This window comes from Herminiimonas arsenitoxidans (assembly GCF_900130075.1).
Taxonomy (GTDB): Bacteria; Pseudomonadota; Gammaproteobacteria; order Burkholderiales; family Burkholderiaceae_D; genus Oxalicibacterium; species Oxalicibacterium arsenitoxidans.
In genome coordinates this window covers 2444459-2464221 of sequence record NZ_LT671418.1, presented here as the reverse complement: position 1 = coordinate 2464221, position 19763 = coordinate 2444459, and the positions used below count along the sequence as shown (strand labels likewise).

The 19763-nt window shown below is 52.5% G+C and carries 17 protein-coding genes; 11 read left to right on the top strand and 6 right to left on the bottom strand.

Translation table 11 applies throughout. The features are described 5' to 3' along the window. Positions 1-35: 35 nt before the first annotated feature. A complete protein-coding gene (locus BQ6873_RS11610; RefSeq protein WP_231949326.1) occupies positions 36-2018 on the top strand; it encodes a sensor histidine kinase in 1983 nt (660 codons plus the stop codon). A gap of 29 nt (positions 2019-2047) precedes the next feature. Here BQ6873_RS11610 and BQ6873_RS18055 read toward each other — a convergent pair whose 3' ends face one another. Next, positions 2048-2200: a hypothetical protein gene (locus BQ6873_RS18055; RefSeq protein WP_157889158.1), complete on the bottom strand. Its 153-nt coding sequence runs from the start codon at positions 2198-2200 to the stop codon at positions 2048-2050. A gap of 251 nt (positions 2201-2451) precedes the next feature. Here BQ6873_RS18055 and BQ6873_RS11605 point away from each other — a divergent pair, with 251 nt between their 5' ends. Genes BQ6873_RS11605 through BQ6873_RS11595 form a run of 3 tightly spaced genes read left to right on the top strand, consistent with a single transcriptional unit; the run spans position 2452 to position 5065 of the window. Continuing rightward, positions 2452-3453, top strand: coding sequence for an LLM class flavin-dependent oxidoreductase (locus BQ6873_RS11605; protein ID WP_076592787.1), 1002 nt, complete (start codon positions 2452-2454; stop codon positions 3451-3453). A 53-nt stretch (positions 3454-3506) separates the two neighbouring features. Beyond that, positions 3507-4367 carry an acyl-CoA thioesterase gene (locus BQ6873_RS11600; RefSeq protein WP_076592786.1) on the top strand — a complete coding sequence of 287 codons (861 nt, stop codon included), beginning with the start codon at positions 3507-3509 and terminating at the stop codon, positions 4365-4367. Then, positions 4364-5065 (top strand): phosphatase PAP2 family protein, encoded by a 702-nt coding sequence (locus tag BQ6873_RS11595; protein WP_076592785.1) that lies wholly within the window; start codon positions 4364-4366, stop codon positions 5063-5065. Before BQ6873_RS11600 ends, BQ6873_RS11595 begins: the two co-directional genes overlap by 4 nt. 20 nt (positions 5066-5085) lie before the next feature. Here BQ6873_RS11595 and BQ6873_RS11590 read toward each other — a convergent pair whose 3' ends face one another. Next, positions 5086-5445 (bottom strand): hypothetical protein, encoded by a 360-nt coding sequence (locus BQ6873_RS11590; RefSeq protein WP_197685176.1) that lies wholly within the window; start codon positions 5443-5445, stop codon positions 5086-5088. Positions 5446-5636: 191 nt separating this feature from the next. Here BQ6873_RS11590 and BQ6873_RS11585 point away from each other — a divergent pair, with 191 nt between their 5' ends. Then, a complete protein-coding gene (locus BQ6873_RS11585) occupies positions 5637-5879 on the top strand; it encodes a DUF2061 domain-containing protein (RefSeq protein WP_076592784.1) in 243 nt (80 codons plus the stop codon). 192 nt (positions 5880-6071) lie between these two features. Then, positions 6072-7052: a D-2-hydroxyacid dehydrogenase family protein gene (locus tag BQ6873_RS11580; protein WP_076592783.1), complete on the top strand. Its 981-nt coding sequence runs from the start codon at positions 6072-6074 to the stop codon at positions 7050-7052. A 48-nt stretch (positions 7053-7100) separates the two neighbouring features. On the opposite strand, the gene BQ6873_RS11575 is transcribed toward BQ6873_RS11580, so the two are convergent. Next, complete coding sequence (locus BQ6873_RS11575) at positions 7101-7874, bottom strand: L-asparaginase (protein ID WP_076592782.1); 774 nt, start codon at positions 7872-7874, stop codon at positions 7101-7103. Positions 7875-8392: 518 nt separating this feature from the next. Between BQ6873_RS11575 and BQ6873_RS11570 the strand changes: the two genes are divergently transcribed. The 4 genes from BQ6873_RS11570 to BQ6873_RS11555 all read left to right on the top strand — a co-directional run bounded on the left by BQ6873_RS11570 (position 8393) and on the right by BQ6873_RS11555 (position 14072). Continuing rightward, positions 8393-10954: a chemotaxis protein CheW gene (locus BQ6873_RS11570; protein WP_076592781.1), complete on the top strand. Its 2562-nt coding sequence runs from the start codon at positions 8393-8395 to the stop codon at positions 10952-10954. 166 nt (positions 10955-11120) lie between these two features. Then, complete coding sequence (locus tag BQ6873_RS11565) at positions 11121-11606, top strand: asparaginase domain-containing protein (RefSeq protein ID WP_076592780.1); 486 nt, start codon at positions 11121-11123, stop codon at positions 11604-11606. A gap of 148 nt (positions 11607-11754) precedes the next feature. Beyond that, on the top strand, positions 11755-13602 hold the full coding sequence (locus BQ6873_RS11560; RefSeq protein ID WP_076592779.1) for a DUF4153 domain-containing protein: 1848 nt from the start codon (positions 11755-11757) through the stop codon (positions 13600-13602). A gap of 242 nt (positions 13603-13844) precedes the next feature. Then, positions 13845-14072, top strand: a complete 228-nt coding sequence (locus BQ6873_RS11555) for a Lar family restriction alleviation protein (RefSeq protein ID WP_076592778.1) — start codon at positions 13845-13847, stop codon at positions 14070-14072. A 119-nt stretch (positions 14073-14191) separates the two neighbouring features. Here BQ6873_RS11555 and lpxO read toward each other — a convergent pair whose 3' ends face one another. The 3 genes from lpxO to BQ6873_RS11540 form a co-directional block, all read right to left on the bottom strand. Beyond that, positions 14192-15085, bottom strand: a complete 894-nt coding sequence (gene lpxO / locus BQ6873_RS11550; protein WP_197685204.1) for a lipid A hydroxylase LpxO — start codon at positions 15083-15085, stop codon at positions 14192-14194. A gap of 212 nt (positions 15086-15297) precedes the next feature. Continuing rightward, complete coding sequence (locus tag BQ6873_RS11545) at positions 15298-17526, bottom strand: NADP-dependent isocitrate dehydrogenase (protein WP_076592776.1); 2229 nt, start codon at positions 17524-17526, stop codon at positions 15298-15300. A gap of 244 nt (positions 17527-17770) precedes the next feature. Then, a complete protein-coding gene (locus BQ6873_RS11540; protein WP_076592775.1) occupies positions 17771-18721 on the bottom strand; it encodes a LysR family transcriptional regulator in 951 nt (316 codons plus the stop codon). 153 nt (positions 18722-18874) lie between these two features. Here BQ6873_RS11540 and BQ6873_RS11535 point away from each other — a divergent pair, with 153 nt between their 5' ends. After that, positions 18875-19744, top strand: coding sequence for an amidohydrolase family protein (locus tag BQ6873_RS11535; protein ID WP_076592774.1), 870 nt, complete (start codon positions 18875-18877; stop codon positions 19742-19744). Positions 19745-19763 lie beyond the last annotated feature (19 nt).

The following is a 19763-nucleotide window of genomic DNA, read 5'->3' as shown; positions in this document are numbered from 1 at the left end:
GGCTATCTAACCGGCACTTTCTCGCTAATGTATCGGTGCGCACCAAGCTCTTGTTGGTTGCATTGGTGCCTTTGCTGACGGTTTTACCGATACTGTTTTCACTGATTTTTTATTGGGGAATAGGCTATTACGATCGCTTGCTTACCTTCAAGGTCAGCAGTGATCTGGCGGTTGCGCACGAGTATTTTATTCATGTGCGTGAACGCATAGGACTGGATGTTTCCAGTCTTGGTGACTCCTACCCTTTCGTCTCGACAGTCAAGGCAGACGATCACGCAAATCTGCAACGCATCTTGTTGGAAAAGCAGAAAGTACTCGGCCTGGATTTTCTGAACTATCTCGATACGCAAGGTCATGTGCTGGTGTCGTCGACGGGTAAGCCGTCTGATATGGAGACCAGTAATGCAAGCTGGCCGGTTGTGCATGGCGCATTGCAAGGCGATAAAGCGACAGAGATCGATATCTATTCCGAAGCGCAATTGAGACAGATAGACGATAGCGTTGCACAGCAAGCGTATCTGGAATTAATCAATACATCGAACGCGGCACCAACAAAACAAACGGCGGAACGCAGTGGTATGGTGATCCATTCCGCGACGCCCGTGTATGACGATGATGGCAAGTTGTTGGGTGTGCTGGAAGGCGGCATGTTGCTGAATCAGAATCTCGCTTTCGTCGATACCATCAATAGTCTGGTTTATGCGGATGGCTCCTTACCCGAAGGTAGCGCCGGTACGGCGACGCTGTTCATCGACGATGTGCGCATCGCAACCAATGTCCGTTTGTTTGGCGACAAGCGTGCGCTCGGTACGCGTGCTTCGCAGATAGTGCGCGATCATGTACTTAACGACGGCAAGACCTGGCTGGATAGAGCCTTTGTAGTGCACGATTGGTATATCTCCGCGTATGAACCGATCAGCGACAGTTTTGGTAAACGTGTCGGCATGTTGTACGTTGGTTATCTGGAAGCGCCATTTCGTCAGGCGAAGGAAACAGCAATCATTTTGCTCGCCGTCTTGTTCACTGCAATCGGCATCGGTGGCGTGTATTTCTCACTGCGCGTGGCACGCAATATCTACGTTCCGTTGAAGAGTATGAACCGCACAATGACTGCGGTGGAGCTGGGCGACATGGATGCGCGTACTGGTGGCGTACAAGCGCGTGACGAGCTGGGTAATCTATCGCGTCATCTGGATGAATTGCTCGATACCGTGCAACAGCAGAATGCAGAACTGAAGACTTGGGGTAATCAACTGGATCGCAAAGTAGTTGAACGTACCGTTGAGTTGGAGCAGACGAATAAATTACTCGTGCAGGCACAACAGCAATTGGTGCTGGCAGAAAAGCTGGCCGCGATCGGTGAAATCACCGCTGGTGTTGCGCATGAAATCAATAATCCCGTCGCCGTATTGCAAGGCAATCTGGATGTGTTGCGCGATACCTTGGGATCTGCAGCAAAGCCGGTACAAGGTGAATTGCAATTGATGGATCAGCAGATTCATCGCATCAATACCATCGTCACCAAACTGTTGCAGTTCGCCAGTCCGGGCGAGTTCGCCGGTTATGTAGAGGCAATTACGATAGACGATGTGGTGGCTGATTCATTGGTGCTGGTGCGCCACTTGCTGAATCAAAGCAATATCGAAGTGGTGCATGAAAAGCATGCCACGCTCACTGTGCCTATCAATCGTGGCGAGTTGCAGCAAGTCTTGATCAATCTTTGCACGAACGCTATTCATGCCATGAAAAATGGTGGCAGGCTGACCATCACGACCAAAGATAGCTATGAAGAAAATGGCGCGCGCAGTGTAACGATCAGCGTTGCCGACACCGGCGTAGGAATCAAGAAAGAAGATATCGCGCATATCTTCGATGCCTTCTTCACGACCAAGCATCAAGGTGGAACCGGGCTGGGTTTATCGATCAGCTACACACTGGTCGCGCGATATGGTGGAACGATCACTGTTAAAAGTGAAGTAGGCGTAGGCACGGAATTCACTGTGCGCTTGCTAGCCTGAAATGGCGGAACGCGATGAACGGCGATGTCTTATTGTTTTGCTGTTGATGCAGTGCTTGTTGGTGTGACGACGGACGTCGCGTTTTCAGTCATTTTTGGTGTTGGTGTGGTCGATGGTTTTTTACATGCGACCACGAGCATGACGATAGAAACGGCAACAAGTATGGAGCGTATACCAAGCATGTCGATCTCCTGCGCGTAATGGATAGTTCATTGTAATGAGCGATGCCTGCGATGGGTAGCTTGTTTTGAGGAAACAAGCGCAGTGTCCTGTCTGCAATACCCATGCTTTCATCGTTGGTTATTTCGTCAAGTAAATAGGCGTGTTCGGTTCGATTTGTCGATTCACGCTATGCTGTCGATCTTCCATCCGCGCTGTGCTCAAGTTTGTGTTGCAAGCGGATTGCCTTTATATCGCGAGTAGATTGCTCTTCATGAAATCCTTAAAAGATATCCCTTTATCCGTCCTCGATTTATCGCCGATTCTGGTTGATGGTGCACCTGCTGATGCTTTTCATCGTTCGCTGGATTTGGCACAACATGTAGAAAAACGTGGCTACAACCGTTACTGGTTGGCCGAACATCACAGCATGCCTGGTATCGCCAGCGCAGCAACTTCGGTCGTGATCGGTTACGTTGCCGGTGGTACCTCGACGATACGTGTAGGTTCTGGCGGCATCATGTTGCCTAATCACGCACCGCTGGTGATCGCCGAACAATTCGGTACGTTGGAATCGCTCTATCCAGGTCGTATTGATCTCGGCTTGGGGCGTGCACCTGGCTCTAACCAAGCGACTGCACGCGCCTTGCGCCGCGAGATCAGCGATGACGGTAGCGAGTTTCCTAGACAGTTGAACGAGTTGCGCGCATTCTTGCAGCCTGCTGCAGAAGGTACCGCTATTCAGGCTGTCCCAGGAGCAGGATTGAATATCCCGATCTGGTTGCTGGGGTCGAGCAGTTATAGCGCGCAGCTTGCCGGTCATCTTGGTTTGCCGTTCGCATTTGCCGGGCAGTTCTCGCCCGATTACATGTTGAATGCGCTGCAGTTGTATCGCCAGACTTTCCGCCCATCAGCAACACTGGATGCACCGTATGCGATGGTGGGCGTGAATATTTTTGCTGCAGAAACAGAGGAAGAAGCGCAACATCTGGCGACTTCGCAACAGCAAATGCATCTGAGTCTGGTGCGTGGTACACCGGGCAAATTGCCGCCGCCTATCGAGAGCATGGATGATGCATGGTTGCCGCATGAACGTATTTCAGTCGAGTCGATGTTGCGTGCGTCCATCATCGGTGATGCTGCCATCGTCAAAGAAAAGCTGCAAGCATTTCTGGATATGACGCAGGCCGATGAGATCATCATCAACAGCATGATTTTCGATCACGCCAAGCGCGTGCGTTCGTATGAAATCGTTGCTGATGTGTGGCAGGCATAATCGCCGCTTTGTCTCAGGTATAGTGCGACGATCTTTTTACAAGAAAGCATTTCATGCTGGATAAGTCTTTATACAACACTGAAGAAATTATTCAGATCTTGGCCGTGCAGCAAACTGGAGAGGATAAATTCGTCGGGCAAAGCCACTTTATGGGTAATCCGCATGTTTTTGGCGGGCAGGCATTGGGTCAATCCTTGTATGCAGCATGCAGTACGGTGCAGCAGCGTCGACCGCATTCCATGCATGCCCTGTTCATCCTGCCGGGCAATCATCAACTACCGATTGAATATGAAGTTGAACGTGTGCGTGATGGCGGCACCTTTAGCACACGGCGTGTTGTGGCGATACAAGAAGGACGTCGCATCTTTGTGATGTCGGCTTCATTCCAGACGGAAGAAGAAGGTTTGTCGCATCAAAAAGAAGCGCCGTTCATGACAGATCCAGAGACGCTGCCATCTACTTTAAAAGCCTGGCAGCAAGGTGCGCTTGCAACTGGCCGTGCCTTCCATCCTGCTGCGGTGGATTTTCGTGATCTGGACAACAATATTTTCAATGGCCAGCATACGTCTGCAACGCGCCAGGTGTGGGCGCGTGCGCCCATGCAACTGCCGGATGATCCGTTGTTGCATGAAAGCTTGTTTGCTTACGTATCTGATTACGGTTTGTTGTGGACTGCTCTGCAACCGCATGGCGTCAAGATGACCGATCCGCGTTTGCAGATTGCCAGCCTCGATCACACGATCTGGTTTCATCGCCCTTTACGCATGGATGACTGGCTGTTCTTTGCAATGGAAAGTCCGAATGCATCAGGCGGTCGTGGTCTGTGTTTTTTGCATGTCTATAATCAGCACGGTGTATTGCTGGCGACGGTGGCACAAGAAGGTTTGATTCGCTTGCGGGGTGAGGCGAAGTGAGTGCTGCGTATCGTCGTTTTGCCACGATCAATTTAATCGCTTTGTTGGTAACCGGATTATTGTTCACTTGGATATCGCGTGATGGTCGCCTGGATTTTTGGCTGGAGCGGCAATTTTTCGATACTGTTGCGAACAGTTTTCCTTGGCGTATTTCGCAAGCGCTGGATTTTTGGGGGCATACGGTTTTAAAGTTGATCACGGTCTGGATACTTGCGATCGGTATCGTTCTGGCTGTCATCAGCTATTGGGTGATGGCGTTGCGGCCATGGCGACGTGCCTTGTTTCTCTTCGCATTAATGGCGGCCATAGCGCCGTTGGTGGTGCTGCTGATCAAGATTAACAGCGTGCATTCCTGTCCGTGGGACATCAATGAGTTTGGTGGCCAGGGACATTGGTTCCCCCTATTTGGCATGGAGGACAAGCCTGCTGGCCCCGGCGGATGTTGGCCAGGTGGGCATGCTTCTGGTGGCTTCGGCTTGCTTGCGGCTTACTTTGCTTTTAGAGAAGACAAGCCGCCATTCGCGCGCGCGTTTTTGGCTTTGAGTTTATTGCTGGGTGTGATGATGAGTGTGGTGCAGATGGCGCGCGGTGCGCATTTTCTGTCGCACAATCTGTGGACGCTCTGGTTGGTCTGGGCGATGTGCTTCTTGCTTGATGGCTTGATGCGATTCATCTGGCCACCACGACCAGCGATGTGAACGAGATTGCAGCTGGAATTTTACGGCTGCAATTCTTCCACGATGGTTTCGCCAGCATCTTCATCATGTTTCAAGCGACGTCTATCCAGCCACCACGCCAGCACCGGCAAGACAAACAAACCACCTGGTGCGACAAACAACACCATGTACGGACTGAGTTCTACTAGCTTATGCAGGTGCACCTTGATGCGCTTGCGATCCAGTTCCGTCCAGCGGTAACCATTACGCTGCTTCATCAATAAAGGCAGCAAGCCGCGCATCTGTGTCATCTCATTCCACAGGCGCACACGTTCCCTGCTCTGCAAGGCCCAAAGCGAATAAACGGATGTGCGGATAAAGCGAAAAGGTGTGGCGATGATGGCGGTGATTCGGCGGGGCACGTAAAGTCCGGTGGAGGGGTGATGTAGCGTTCCCTGATTTTACGCGAAGCGCGGATATTCAGCCGGGAAAGCAATAAATAGGCATTTGCTATTAATTTCTTTAAATAAATCAATTTGTACTATCAAATGAGAATCGCTATCATCTGTTTCAAGGTCGCATAGATCACAAAACAGGCAGAAAGGATTCCATCATGGTCACCGTAGCAAAAACCACCAGTCAAATTGCAATGCACATGGGCGTTGCCTTTGCCGTCATGTACGTGGCAACCGGCTCCATCGCTCTGGGTGGGGTGGCCGCCGTGGTGGAGCCTATTTGCAATGTGATGCTGCTGCCTTTGCATGACAAGATGTGGGAGCGGATACGCGCAAAGCTGGAAGCACGGAAAGCCAATTCCTCACATCAATCTGCATCAGGTGAGATGCAAGCTGTGTGATGACCGAGACCTATTCTTCGGATCGTTTCTTTACCGATAGCCGCTGATTTTCAGCGGCTTTTTTATTGCGTAAAAATAGTCACTATCTTCCCCCTGCATCTATCACCACAGTTGTGCAAGCTGTCGGATAATACAAATCTTTATCGTGCGTGCAAACAGTACGCTAGATCGTTTACCGCCACCGGAGTGTTCATGAAAATCGCGATTCTCGATGATTATCAAGATAGTGTTCGCCATCTCGCTTGTTTTTCTTTGCTGGATGGGCATGAGGTCAAAGTGTTTACCAACAGCGCGCGCGGCGTTGGGCAATTGGCGATACGTCTGGCAGACTTTGACGCGCTGGTCTTGATACGTGAACGCACAGTCTTATCGCGTCCTTTGCTGGAAAAACTACCCAAGCTCAAATTGATTTCGCAAACCGGCAAGGTCAGCGGGCATATCGATTTGGTCGCTGCAGCTGCGTGCGGTGTCACGATAGTCGAGGGCATAGGCGATCCGACGGCGCCGGCAGAATTAACCTGGGCCTTGATCATGGCAGCCACGCGCAAGCTGCCGCAATACGTGAGCAATTTGAAGGATGGTTTGTGGCAAACCGCATCGATGTCACCTGCGCACAATACGTTGGGCACGGTATTGAAGGGACGCACGCTGGGTATTTGGGGCTACGGCCGCATAGGCAAATTGATTGCGTCCTACGGCAAAGTTTTCGGCATGGATGTCATGGTGTGGGGACGTGCGGCAAGTTGTGAGGCCGCTGTGCAAGATGGTTATCGCGCTGCCGCATCGAAGGAAGCGTTCTTCAGCGAAGCTGACGTGCTGACACTGCATCTGCGCTTGAATGATGCAACGACGGGCATCGTCACGGCCGCCGATCTGGCGCGTATGAAGCCGACTGCGCTCTTCGTTAATACCAGCCGTGCTGAACTGGTAGAGGCCGAAGCCTTGCCAGTCGCATTGAAACAAGGTCGTCCCGGCTATGCCGCGCTGGATGTGTTTGAGAGTGAGCCTCTGCCACCTAGTTCGCCCTTGTTGCGGATGGAGAATGTATTGGCTTCGCCGCATCTGGGCTATGTGGAAAAAGACAGTTATGAATTGTATTTCCGCATCGCATTCCAGAACATCGTCGACTACGCCAACGGCACGCCGAAGAATGTATTGCAGCCCAAGGTCTGATGAGAATGCGCTTGCCGAGCAAAACGCTGGGCAAGCACGGATGAAGTCTTACTTGACGGTGTTGGAGCGGTCTCTGGTCTGACTTTTTTCAACTTTGGGTAGCAAGGTGGCAGTGGTGCTGGCCAGATGTGCACTGCCCCATAACTTGGCCCAACCCGGCGGCCAAGGCAAGGCCGGACCTGCGTATTCCGGCACACCGCGTCGCACCGGGATCACCGGCAGTGAGTTAGGAATAGGACCATCGTGTTTATCCCAGCCTAACGAGAAGGTGTAATCCGGCAGCAAGGCTTCGCATACAACATCAAACCAGCGCGCGTGATCTTCGTCGCGGCCCAGTGCTTGCGCGATTCCGGTTGGATCGAATTGCGCCAGCGTGCTGGCTAATTCTTCCGCTGTTTCACCCGGGGCATCGCCCCAACCCATCACCGGATTGCAATTGTATTCGGCACCGGAGCCGTACCAGCCTTCGCGCCACGGACGTTCCATCCAGTTGCGCGGCCCCGTGAATAAATGCCAGCGCCAATGCAGGCCGGATGGTTTAGGCCAACTGTATAAATACAAGCGTTGATAACCGGCTCTATGCAGTTCACGCACCATCGCCATCAGACGCGCATGTGGCATAGGATCAGGCGGCGCGCGACGGAACAATATGGCTTCGCCATCGGCGTGCTGAACTTCATCGGTCGACAGATTCAAATCGAGCGTGCGCATCTCGTTGCCGAAGCGCGCAGAAATCCAGCCTGTCATCAAGTTAACGGCCGTGATGACGCCATAGCCACGATGGCGATGAAAAATCACGGTGCCTGGAGCGATAGGTTTCATTGGTAAAGCAATACTTGTATATGTGGACCAGCGATAGTGTAACGGTATTTGAGAACGCCTTGCTTGTCGGACGCCAGAGCATCACGCATAGGCGTGTATGCGTGTGTGGTAAACACCTCAGTTTATTAGGCACGCCCCCTTTGCAGCACGCGCAAAAACGTATGCATCAAGCTAGTGAGTCGTACTCATTACGTCCAAGGGGTTTGCTACCTCAAGTCACGGCTAAAGACATGCAAAGCACCGTGTTTAGCAGAGAGTTTAGCGCGAAGCGTGCACCATAAAAATGCAAAATTTGTAGCTGTTATTTTCGCGCATCAAAATAGTGCAAATATGTAAATTATTTTCTGCGCCATTTCACACCTCATCGTTTAAAAATCGACTTCTTCATTCAACGTTGTCTCTCCTGCATCTTCACTGCTTGGTCTGCTAATTGCTTTAAAGCATGTATGCAAATGCATTGCTGTTGCGCCTCCCGCAACAGACTGTCAGCGCTGCATATTGAGAGTTAGGACCCCACTATGGATACCCACGCTTCGCTACAAATCGATACCTTCCTGCCGTATATGCGCGATGTCAGCCGCTGCGAGCAATCCTTGCGTGAGCTGAACCTGATGTGGCGCATGATCGAAGCTTCCGCCAAGATGAATTGCCCGGTTGAAGCCAAGGCGATCCTGCCGACGATGGCGGCGACACGCGCTGGTTTCAATCGTCTGGAACAAGAGTTGGTCAGCAGCCTGGTACGCGAAAAAGTTTCCAATGTGCTGGAAGAAATCGGCACCAAGGCGCAATACGTGATCGATATCGTCGTGCGTAACTTGTATGAGCGCACCGCCGATGTCGGCTTCCTCGCGACCGACCGCGAGCTGTGCACTTTCGTCGCCGGTTTGCATGACGACCGCGACATGATCCGTGCGCGTCTGCGCGCCTATCGCAACAAATACACCGTCTATGACGAAATCATGCTGGTCGATGTGGCCGGCAACGTACTGGTACAAATTGATGAAACAACACCGCTGGAAGGCACCACTGATCCGCTGATCAAGGAGACGCTGGCATCGGACACCTACGTCGAAACTTTCCGCGCCACCGATCTGCGCCCTGCCAAGCATGAAGCGCTGATTTATTCACGCCGCATGCATCATCCGGAAACCGGCGCGGTGGTGGGCGTGTTGTGTCTGTGCTTCCATTTTGAAGAAGAGATGGCCGGCATCTTCCGCTCGCATCGCGATCCTGCCGAACGCTCGAACATGTTGCTGCTGGATGGCAGCAATCGCGTGATCGCCAGTGCCGATCCGCTGTGGATACCAGTTGGTGCGGTGGTGCCAGTCAATCGCGATGCTGATCCGCGCTTGGTGGTGTACGGCGGACGCGAATATCTGGCGCGCACTTTTCCGGCCGACGGTTATCAAGGTTATATGGGGCCGCCGGGCTGGCAAGGCCAAGTGATGATTCCGGTTGAATTGGGTTTTACCGGATTGGAAACTACGGCATTGAAATCACTGGATGCTGATGTGGCCGATGGCTTGCTCTCGCATGCGCAATCTTTCTGCCCGCCGCTGTTTGAAATCATGAGTGCGGCAGAAACGATACGGCGCGTGGTGTGGAACGGTCAAGTCATGACAGCCGGGCAAAACGGTGAGCTGCTGAAACTCAAAACCATCCTCGAGCAAATCAGCGAAACCGGCGCGCGCAGTAACGAACTCTTTTCGCAATCAATCCGTGATCTGTACGAGACCGTGCTGTCGTCCAGCCTGAGCGATTCGGAATTCGTGTCGCATCTGATGGTGGATCTGTTGGATCGCAATTTGTACGAGCGCTCGGATGACTGCCGCTGGTGGGCGCTGACGCCAGAGCTGCAAGTCGCGTTGGCAGCGCCGCATAAATCGCCAGAAACTGTCGCGCGCTTGAGCGAGATTCTCGATTACATCAACTCGCTGTACACGGTCTATACGCGGATTTTTATTTACGACAATGCAGGCATGATCATCGCCAGCACCGACTTCAAGGAAGATGGACTGGAAGTGGTCGGCACGCATATCGACGAAACTACGCTGGAGCATGTTTCCAGCTTGCGCAGCGATCAGCATTATTACGTCACGCCGTTTGAAAACACGCCGCTGTATGGCGAACGGCCGACTTACGTTTATCACGCGGCGATCCGTCATCCAGACAACGCCGGACAAATTGTCGGCGGCATCGGTATCGTGTTCGATTCGGAGCCGGAGTTCTCGGCGATGTTGAAAGGTGCGCTCGGCGACAAGGAAGAAGTCAGCGCCCTCTTTATCAATCGCAGCGGCCGCATTATTTCCAGCACCGATCCTACGCGTCCGGTAGGCGACTATTTGGAGATAGATCCAGAATTGCTGGCAATGGAAAACGGTAGCAGTACTTCGCGCATCGTGATCCACGACGGCCATTACGCCATACTCGGCTGCACCGTATCGCACGGCTATCGCGAGTTCAAGACTTCGGATGGTTATAGCGAAGACGTGCTAGCCGTGGTGTACAACTCCTTTGGCGAAGAACGGCAAAAAATCAACAACGGCAACAGCGTATCGACCACGCTGGAAGTCGATCCAACCGCAGCACCTGGACGCGAGTTTGCCACCTTCTTCATCGATGGCTCCCTGTTTGCACTGGCGGCCGAACATGCGGAAGAAGCCTTGCCGGCGTCAGCCGTATCGCCGGTTTCGATGGGCGGTCGTCCAGAGCGGATCGGTATCCTCGCCTTGCATCATGATAACGAGGCCAAGCGCTTTGTCTGGGTCTTCGATCTCGGTCATTTGATGCGCGGTTACAAGTCGGAAATTGATAGCAGCAGCCAAGTCATCATCGTCAAGCGCGGCACGCAAAGCATAGGCTTGCTGGTCAGCGAGTTACACGGTGTGCCGGAATTCCAAGCTTCGCAAATTACACCAACGCCGTTGGCCAGTCCGACCGACGGTATGTTGGTGACGGAGGTGATACAAGCCAATGGCGGCCGCTTGTTGATTCAATCGATCAACGTTGATCATCTGTTTGCTGTTCTCAATGATCAGGAAATACCAATTCCTGCCGAACCGATGAAGATCGCTGCCTGAAGCCGGATGGATGAGTGCAGATACGCGCGGTAGAGATAACCTCGCGATATCTGCCTCATCCATTTGTAAATTTATCGTCTGATAAATGCGTAGCTCTTCTCACAATTGGCTGGCTCGCGTTATGATGTGATATCCGCTTTTGGACTATCTTTGTTGTGTGATCCCAATGACACTGCGCATCATCGCCACCGGCGGTACTTTCGATAAGCATTACGATGAAATTACCGGCAAGCTGAATTTCAGTAACGGCCATTTGCCGCAGATCATCAAGCGCGCCCGGATTACGGTGCCGCTGCAGCTAGAACAACTTCCCTTCCTTGATTCGTTGGAGATGCATGACGCCGATCGTCAGCGCATCGCCGCATCCTGCCTGCGCGCCGATGAAAAAAGCATCGTCATTGTCCACGGTACCGATACGATGAAAGAAACGGCGGAAGTGCTCGGAGCCGCGCAATTAAAAAAAACCATTGTGCTGACGGGTGCGATGATTCCGTATGAAATCAAGGATTCGGACGCCTTCTTCAACTTCGGGTTTGCCTGCGGTATTGCGCAAGCCTTGCCGCACGGTGTGTATATCGCGATGAATGCGCAAATCTTCACCTGGAATAATGTGCGCAAGAATAAGGTTGAAGGCGTGTTTGAAACACGCTGAATATGTAATTCTTATCGCTTCAGTGGAGCCGGATAAATCAGGTATTTGATTTTCCGGCTTTTTGTTTATATGGTGCTTAGGCGTAAATCGGGATTACCATCGACAGAGTTTTGCAGTGTCGATCACAACAATAAACGGGAGCACACAGATGCATACGACCGCAACAGATGAAGAGTTGTCCATACCCAAAGCCATAGTGACGGATCGTGTGGCGCGCTTGCGGCTGTTGACGGGTGTGCTGCAGGGCCTCGTATTGTATGCGCTGTATTTTTCCCTGAAGTCAGCGAGCTGGCCTGCGACCAACGTTTATCTATTCGCCACCCTGGCGCTGATCTTCCTGTTTGTGCCGGTGTTGTTTATCTCCGGCTTGGGCCATCTTGAATCACGACGCATCTGGATCTGGATGGTAGTTGCTGCGTTGATTTGTGCAGTGTTGGGCATTTACGATATCTGGCGTATCGGCTTCATTGAAGGGCGCAGCTGGTTAGGTGGTGGCACGTTCAAGCGCATGCCTTCCGGCTTGCTGCTGTTCTTTGCTGCTGCGGGTTTCTATATTGCGCATGCCCTGGTCTTGGCGGCGGCAAAAGATCAACGTCGTATCGCACGCTATCCCTCGTATTTTGAAAGTGCCTGGCAACTGCTGATACAGATCAAGTTGTCGGCGCTGTTTGTCGGTGTGTTGTGGTTGATCCTGTGGCTGGGTGCAACCTTGTTCATGCTGGTCAAACTCAACTTCCTGCAAAAGCTGCTGGAGCAATCGTGGTTTGCGATTCCAGTGACGGTCTTTGCATTTTCCACGGCGCTGCATATTACCGATGTGCGTCCGGGTATCGTGCGCGGCATACGCAGCCTGTTGTTGGTCTTGATGTCATGGCTGTTGCCGATTACGACATTGATCGTTGGCGGCTTTCTCATCAGCTTGCCTTTTACCGGCTTGGAGCCTTTGTGGGCGACGCGTCATGCAACATCGGTGTTGCTGGGCTCGACCGCAGTCTTGGTGGTGTTGATCAATACGGCATTTCAGAGCGGTGAAGTCGGCAAGGAAGTCGCGCGCGTGCTGCGCGTGAGCGCCAGATTGGCGTGTGTGCTGTTGTTGCCGATGACGCTGATCGCGATTTATTCGTTGACCTTGCGGGTACAGCAATACGGCTGGACCAGTGATCGCGTGATCGCTGCAGCTTGTTTGCTGGTGGCGATTTCTTATGCCTGCGGTTATCTGTGGGCTGCGGTGGAACGTGATGCGTGGTTGGCGCGGATTGCGCCGACGAATGTCTTGACGGCTTTTCTAACGTTGGCGGTATTGCTGGCGATGTTTACGCCGATTGCCGATCCGGCACGCTTGTCGGTGGCGAATCAATTAGCGCGTCTGGAAACCGGCAAAGTGAGTGCTGCGCAATTCGATTTCGATTTCCTGCGCTTTGAAGGTGCGCGTTACGGTAATGATGCGCTGCAAAAGTTGAAAGTCCAGACCACGGGTACGGATGCTGAACTGATCCGCAAACGCGCGGAAGCCGCGCTGCAAAAGAAAAACAAATGGAACAAGGATGGCCCTGCCGCAAATGCGCAGACGCGCGCAGACAGCATTACCGTCTGGCCGAAAGGAGCAAGTTTGCCCGCTGCCTTCCTCACGCAAAATTGGACGGACTCCAACAGCAACTATATGTTGCCGGAGTGTTTGAAGCGGCAAGATCAGAAATGCAATGCTTATCTGCTTGATCTGACTGGCGATGGCAAAGCGGAAATCCTGTTAAAAAATACGCAAGATTACGGGCGTTTGGTAGTTTTCTCGCTGGAGAGCGATGGCAAATGGAGCGCCAGCGGCACGATAGACGGACTGAATGCAGGTTGCAAGGACGTTGCGCAGGCATTGGAAGATGGCAGTTATCGCGCGGTGCCGCCGATGTTTCAGGATATGGAAGTGGCTGGTCAGCGTTTGCACGTGCAGCCTTGGCCATCGGAACGCAGCAAATGCGAGAGAGTGGCAAAGCCCAAGTAGATGTGTGTGATGCAAGCTTGTGCGTGCGTAAGAACAATACAAACAAAAGTTGTAGGGTTAAGAAACTTTTGTTTGTGTTTTGTACTAGAATTTAAATCGAGTGGCTGCAATCAATCAGCCCTTCGATAAGGCAAATCAACAACTCATTCATTAAGGGGAATTCGGCTGAACTCTTGAGTATCCAAGTTATCAAACGATGGAATCAAACTGAGAGACATAACGCAATCACTTGGAGGGAAAAAATGGATAAAGCACTGAAATCCTGCCCGTTTTGCGGTGGTAAAGCAGAACTGAAAGAAGCCCATTACCTAGAATCCGAATTGCCTTACAGCTACGTACATTGTACGAATGAAACTTGTACCCTGAATCACAACACTGCGCATTTCAGCGGCGATGCAGACGCCAAGAATAGTCAGAAAGCGGTGGATGCCTGGAATAAACGCCTGGAAATTCCAGCGCTGCATCATTAAATAGTTGCTTGTAATCAAAACCAATGGCTTGGCTAGACCAAGCCATTTTTGCGTCTGCAGTCTATATTCCCAATAAAAAAGCCCGCCGTAGCGAGCTTTTTCTCATCATCAGATTTGCATCAAATCATCAAGATGCCGCCGACTATCGCCAGCAAGATAGACCATTTCACGATGTAGTACAAAGGCTTGTTGCGTGCCTTCAGTTTCTTGCCGTTGGCCCGGATCGCGTAAATATGGCGGAATGCGCGATTGAGACCACCGGTGCGATCTTGCATATCGTTAGGCGCTGCAGTGGATGCCATCACGGTGCGGCTGAACCATTGGTTGAAGGCTTGTGCCCAGCGCCACTTCATCTTGCGTTCCAGATCGCAGAACAGAATGATGCGGTTCTTGTCGCTTTCGTTGGCGGCCCAGTGGATATAGGTTTCATCAAAGATAACCGCTTCGCCATCGCGCCAGCTATAACGCACGCCATCGACATCGATGAAGCAGCGATCGTCATTCGGCGTGGCCAAACCCAGGTGATAACGCAAGGAGCCAGCATACGGATCGCGGTGCTTGCCCAGATCGGCGCCTGGTGGCAATTGCGCGAACATCGCTGCCTTGATGATAGGAATCGAATCCAGTATGGCGACCGTGCGTGGGCAGCTTTGCATCGCTGATGGATGGCTTTCACCGTACCACTTCAGATAGAAACGGGTCCAGCCGCGACGGAAGAAGGAGTTGAAGCCGGCGTCGTCCATATTGTCCGAAGCCTTGATCTTGTCCTGCAGGGCGACGGCTTCATCACGAATGACTTCCCACTGATCAGCCAGTGCCTTCATTTCCGGATAGCTGTTCAGATCGTGATAAGGACGATCCGGCAGCGGCGAAAACAAAGTCATGAACGCATTGATAGGCGCCATGAAGGTTGAATGGTCGGTCGATTGACGCAGCCACTTATGTCGCACCTTGCCACGGTAGTGTGTGTAGAGCACGCTGCATATAAACAGCGAGATGAGAGTCCATTTAATCATTGGGTCGGAATTGGATTTCAGACGTTGCGGAGTGCAAATTGTACCGAACTGTGGCGGGGTATGCAGAGACGGCCAGTTGCCAGCTATACATTATTTCAAGGAAAACAACGGTTTTCTCTATAAGACTGGCTGTTACCAGCGGAAAACATGTCATTCAAATCATCCCGCCAGCAGAGTGCCAGCGGGATGATTGAGTGAAACAGCGTGGTTTAAGCGACTGCGTCCAAAGCTTGATTCAGCGTATTGCTCGGGCGCATAGCCTTGCTGGTCTTGATACGGTCCGGATGGTAGTAACCACCGATATCGACTGGTTTGCCTTGTGCCGTTTTCAATTCGCTGACGATGATGTCTTCATTGTCAGTCAGCGCTTTGGCGAGTGCCTTGAATTCGGCTTGCAAGGCTGGATCTTCCGTTTGTTCAGCCAGTGCTTGCGCCCAGTACAAAGCCAGATAGAAGTGACTACCACGATTATCCAGGCCACCAACTTTTCGAGCTGGGGATTTGTTGGTGTCGAGGAATTTACCGGTTGCCTGATCCAGGGTTTTGGCCAGTACCAATGCCTTGGCGTTGCCGTAGGCATTGCCCAGATGTTCCAGTGACGCGGCCAATGCCATGAATTCGCCCAGCGAATCCCAGCGCAGGAAGTCTTCTTCGACGAACTGCTGTACGTGTTTAGGTGCGGAGCCGCCAGCACCAGTTTCAAACAAGCCGCCACCAGCCATCAACGGCACGATGGACAGCATCTTGGCACTGGTGCCGAGTTCCATAATCGGGAACAGATCGGTCAGGTAGTCGCGCAAGACATTGCCGGTTACCGAGATGGTGTCTTTGCCAGCGCGTATGCGTTCGATGGAAAACTTGATCGCTTCGACTGGCGACAGGATGCGCAGATCGAGACCGCTGGTGTCGTGATCTTTCAGATAGCGATTCACTTTGGCGATGATTTGCGCATCGTGTGCTCGTTGTGCATCCAGCCAGAACACCGCTGGTGTGCCGGTTGCACGGGCGCGGCTGACAGCCAGTTTGACCCAATCCTGAATTGGCGCATCTTTGGTTTGGCACATGCGGAACAGATCGCCAGCTTCGACGTTTTGTTCGATCAGCACTTTGCCGTTCGCATCGATGACACGTACGACGCCATCGGCAGCGATCTGGAAAGTCTTGTCGTGCGAGCCGTATTCTTCAGCCGCTTGTGCCATCAAACCGACGTTAGGCACGCTGCCCATCGTCACAGGATCGAAAGGACCGTGCTGCTTGCAGTCGTCGATCACTGCCTGATAAATGTCTGCATAGCAGCGATCAGGAATCACGGCTTTGGTGTCTTGCAAATTGCCTGCGGCATTCCACATCTTGCCGGAGTCGCGAATCATCGCAGGCATGGACGCATCGACGATGACATCGCTAGGCACGTGCAAATTGGTGATGCCCTTGTCGGAATTGACCATCGCCAATTGCGCGCGCTGTGTGTACGCCGCTTCGACATCTGCGGTGATCGCAGCTTGCACATCGGCTGGCAGAGTTTTAATGCGTGCGTACAAATCGCCGATACCGTTGTTTGGATCAAAGCCGACTTGCTTCAATACTTCTGCATGCTTGGTGAGCGCGTCTTTGTAGAACACGGAAACGACCTGACCGAAGATGATAGGGTCAGACACCTTCATCATCGTTGCTTTCAAATGCACGGAGAACAGCACGTCCTTGGCTTTGGCATCGACGATCTGCGCTTCGATGAAGCTGCGCAACGCATTGCGGCTCATCACTGCCGCATCAATGATCTCGCCTGCTTGCACGGCGGTCTTTTCTTTCAATACGGTTTTGGTGCCATCGGTTGTAGTCAGCTCTATTTTCACATTGCCGGCTTCTGCGATCAGTACGGATTTTTCACTGCCGTAAAAATCGCCGTGATCCATGTGTGCCACGTGCGATTTCGAATCGGCCGCCCATGCGCCCATTTTGTGCGGATGCTTGCGTGCGTAATTTTTTACTGACAATGGTGCGCGACGATCGGAGTTGCCTTCGCGCAGAACCGGATTGACTGCACTGCCCTTGATTTTGTCGTAGCGTGCCTTGACGTCTTTTTCTTCAGCGCTCTTGGCTTCATCTGGATAGGACGGCAACTTGTAACCTTGTTGCTGCAATTCCTTGATCGCGGCTTTCAATTGTGGAATCGATGCGCTGATGTTCGGCAACTTGATGATGTTGGCTTCTTGCTTGGTGGCGAGTTCGCCCAGTTCGGCGAGTGCCGGTGCAATCTTTTGTTTGTCGTCCAGATAATCAGGAAACGCTGCAAGGATGCGGGCAGCCAGCGAGATGTCGCGAGTTTCAACGGCGATGCCGGATGTGCGCGTAAATGCTTCCACGATAGGCAGCAAGGAATAAGTGGCCAGCGCTGGTGCTTCGTCAGTGAGGGTGTAAATGATTTTCGAAGATGCGGACATGGGTTGTTTCCAATTGTGCTGAGGTAAAGAAATATCAAAGCAAAGAGCGGCTCTTGCCGTCGATCGATGCGATGAAACGTTTTGCGTGGAGCATCTGCGGATGTATTGCGTATTACTTGCCGCTGCAGAATCGGCTGAATATCACACAGGGTCTCTTGATGGCAGATCTTTGGTCGCCAATTCAGTCTCAGTGTGACAAGTGCAAATTGTACCCAACTGTCACTGAGTGTGCATGTTTGCTCGTTTATCGTAGCAAATCAATAAGATTGCTCTGCGGCTTCGCTGCGCTACCGGACGTGTGTTGCTTCACCAGCTCGAGTAATAGATCAACCGTGTTGGTGACCAAAGGCGTGGCGGGACGTTGTTGCGAGCGTGCGAGTGTAAGCACACTCACGATGCGCGGCTGCACGATGGGATGGGCTTGAATTGCCGACTCCAGTTGCGCGGTGTGCAGTGCATTGATAGGCAAGACAGCGTAGCCGACGCCTTGCGAAACCAGATCCAGGATCGCAGAAATGCCATCGACTTCTGCCTGTACATTCATACGCAAGCCGGCATGCGCCATCTGCGTTTCAATCAGCATGCGTATTGAATGTGGTCGACTCGGAATGACCAAGGGATAGCGCGGCAGTTCATCCAGTCGCACGGGTTTGCCTCGTCCGCTTTTCTTTTTTGAAGCAGGTGCCGGACGCATCAGGTACAGCTCTTCTTCCATCAGCGGGATGATTTCCATGCCGGGCGATGGGATCGGATTGTAGATGAGGCCGATATCGACTCGACCTATCTGCAGCCATTCGGCGATATGTGCCGATAAACCTTCGACGATCCCGAGTGCAGCTTTGGGAAAGCGTTCCTGGAATGCCTTGACGGTTGAAACGGCGAGTAGTTTGCCCGCGCTGGGCGGCATCGCAATGACGACGCGTCCGACGGTGGCGCCGCGCTGTGCTTCCAGTGCTTCTTTGACGTGATCGACCTGCTGTAGAATGCCCAGCCCGTGCGACAGCAGCAAACGACCCGCATCGGTGGCGACGACGCCGCGTCCATTACGTATTAATAAAGCTTGTCTCAGTTCCACTTCCAACAGTCTGACCTGACGGCTCAGTGCCGGTTGCGCAATGCCGAGAAATGCAGCGGCGCGCGTGAAGCTGCCGAACTCCGCAACCCGCACAAAGTATTCAAGTTGCTTGAGGTCCATATCCTGACTCTTTATTCAATCGATGCATTCGGTGCCGCACGTGCGTGATTTCTCGGTTATGCCGTTTTGATATAACAGCTAGCGTAAATATAGCATTGTTCGCATATATCGCTTACGTAACAATGGCACGCATATATTGGGAGTAAGGGCAGCATGAAAACGATCAAAGCACCGGACTACAACCCGGTCAAACCAACTTACGTGCTACCGCCGAATGCGTGCGATGCACATTGCCATATCTTCGGACCTGAGGCGGAATTTCCGTTTGCTGCCACTAGCACGTATAAACCGGCGGATGCACCGAAGGCGATGTTGCGTAGTTTGCATGCGCATATCGGCATAACACGCGCCGTATTGGTTCAGGCTAGTTGTCATGGCACCGATAATCGCGCAATGCTGGATGCCATCGCTGATAGCAATGACACTTATCGTGGCGTTGCCATGGTGGATGGCACTGTGACCGACGAGGAACTGCGCGAGCTGCATGCAGGTGGCGTGCGCGGTGTGCGTTTCAATTTCGTGCGCCATCTGGGTGGCGCGCCGGATCTCGATACCTTCTTCGGTATCGTCAATCGCATCAAGGATCTGGGCTGGCATGTTGTGTTGCATCTAGATTCAGCCGATATCCTGACCTATTCATCTCTGCTCGATGCGATCCCGGTTCCGTTCATCATCGATCACATGGGCCGTGCCAAGGTTGCCGATGGTGTCGAACAAGCACCTTTCCAGAGCCTGCTTGCACTGATGCGCAACAACCCGCGTGCCTGGGTCAAGATCTCTGGCTCCGAAAGAATTTCCGCGGCGGGTGCACCTTTCCGTGATGCGATTCCATTTGCAGCGCAATTGATCGCTGCTGCGCCGGACCGCGTGTTGTGGGGAACAGATTTCCCGCATCCAAACATTACTGGTGATATGCCGAATGACGGCGAGCTGGTCAATCTGTTTGCAGAAATGTGCCCAGATGAAGCTTTACGCCATCAGATTCTGGTGGACAATCCGGACCGTCTGTATTGGCGCTCCTGAACGATGTGAGTATTTCTCG

Bases quoted from the DNA above. Each gene is read 5' to 3' on its own strand.
- BQ6873_RS11600 (WP_076592786.1), top strand. From the start codon at position 3,507: ATGCTGGATAAGTCTTTATACAACACTGAAGAAATTATTCAGATCTTG.
- BQ6873_RS11580 (WP_076592783.1), top strand. From the start codon at position 6,072: ATGAAAATCGCGATTCTCGATGATTATCAAGATAGTGTTCGCCATCTC.
- BQ6873_RS18055 (WP_157889158.1), bottom strand. From the start codon at position 2,200: ATGCTTGGTATACGCTCCATACTTGTTGCCGTTTCTATCGTCATGCTC.
- BQ6873_RS11565 (WP_076592780.1), top strand. From the start codon at position 11,121: ATGACACTGCGCATCATCGCCACCGGCGGTACTTTCGATAAGCATTAC.
- BQ6873_RS11605 (WP_076592787.1), top strand. From the start codon at position 2,452: ATGAAATCCTTAAAAGATATCCCTTTATCCGTCCTCGATTTATCGCCG.
- BQ6873_RS11545 (WP_076592776.1), bottom strand. From the start codon at position 17,526: ATGTCCGCATCTTCGAAAATCATTTACACCCTCACTGACGAAGCACCA.
- BQ6873_RS11540 (WP_076592775.1), bottom strand. From the start codon at position 18,721: ATGGACCTCAAGCAACTTGAATACTTTGTGCGGGTTGCGGAGTTCGGC.
- BQ6873_RS11585 (WP_076592784.1), top strand. From the start codon at position 5,637: ATGGTCACCGTAGCAAAAACCACCAGTCAAATTGCAATGCACATGGGC.
- BQ6873_RS11535 (WP_076592774.1), top strand. From the start codon at position 18,875: ATGAAAACGATCAAAGCACCGGACTACAACCCGGTCAAACCAACTTAC.
- BQ6873_RS11560 (WP_076592779.1), top strand. From the start codon at position 11,755: ATGCATACGACCGCAACAGATGAAGAGTTGTCCATACCCAAAGCCATA.
- BQ6873_RS11570 (WP_076592781.1), top strand. From the start codon at position 8,393: ATGGATACCCACGCTTCGCTACAAATCGATACCTTCCTGCCGTATATG.
- BQ6873_RS11575 (WP_076592782.1), bottom strand. From the start codon at position 7,874: ATGAAACCTATCGCTCCAGGCACCGTGATTTTTCATCGCCATCGTGGC.
- BQ6873_RS11555 (WP_076592778.1), top strand. From the start codon at position 13,845: ATGGATAAAGCACTGAAATCCTGCCCGTTTTGCGGTGGTAAAGCAGAA.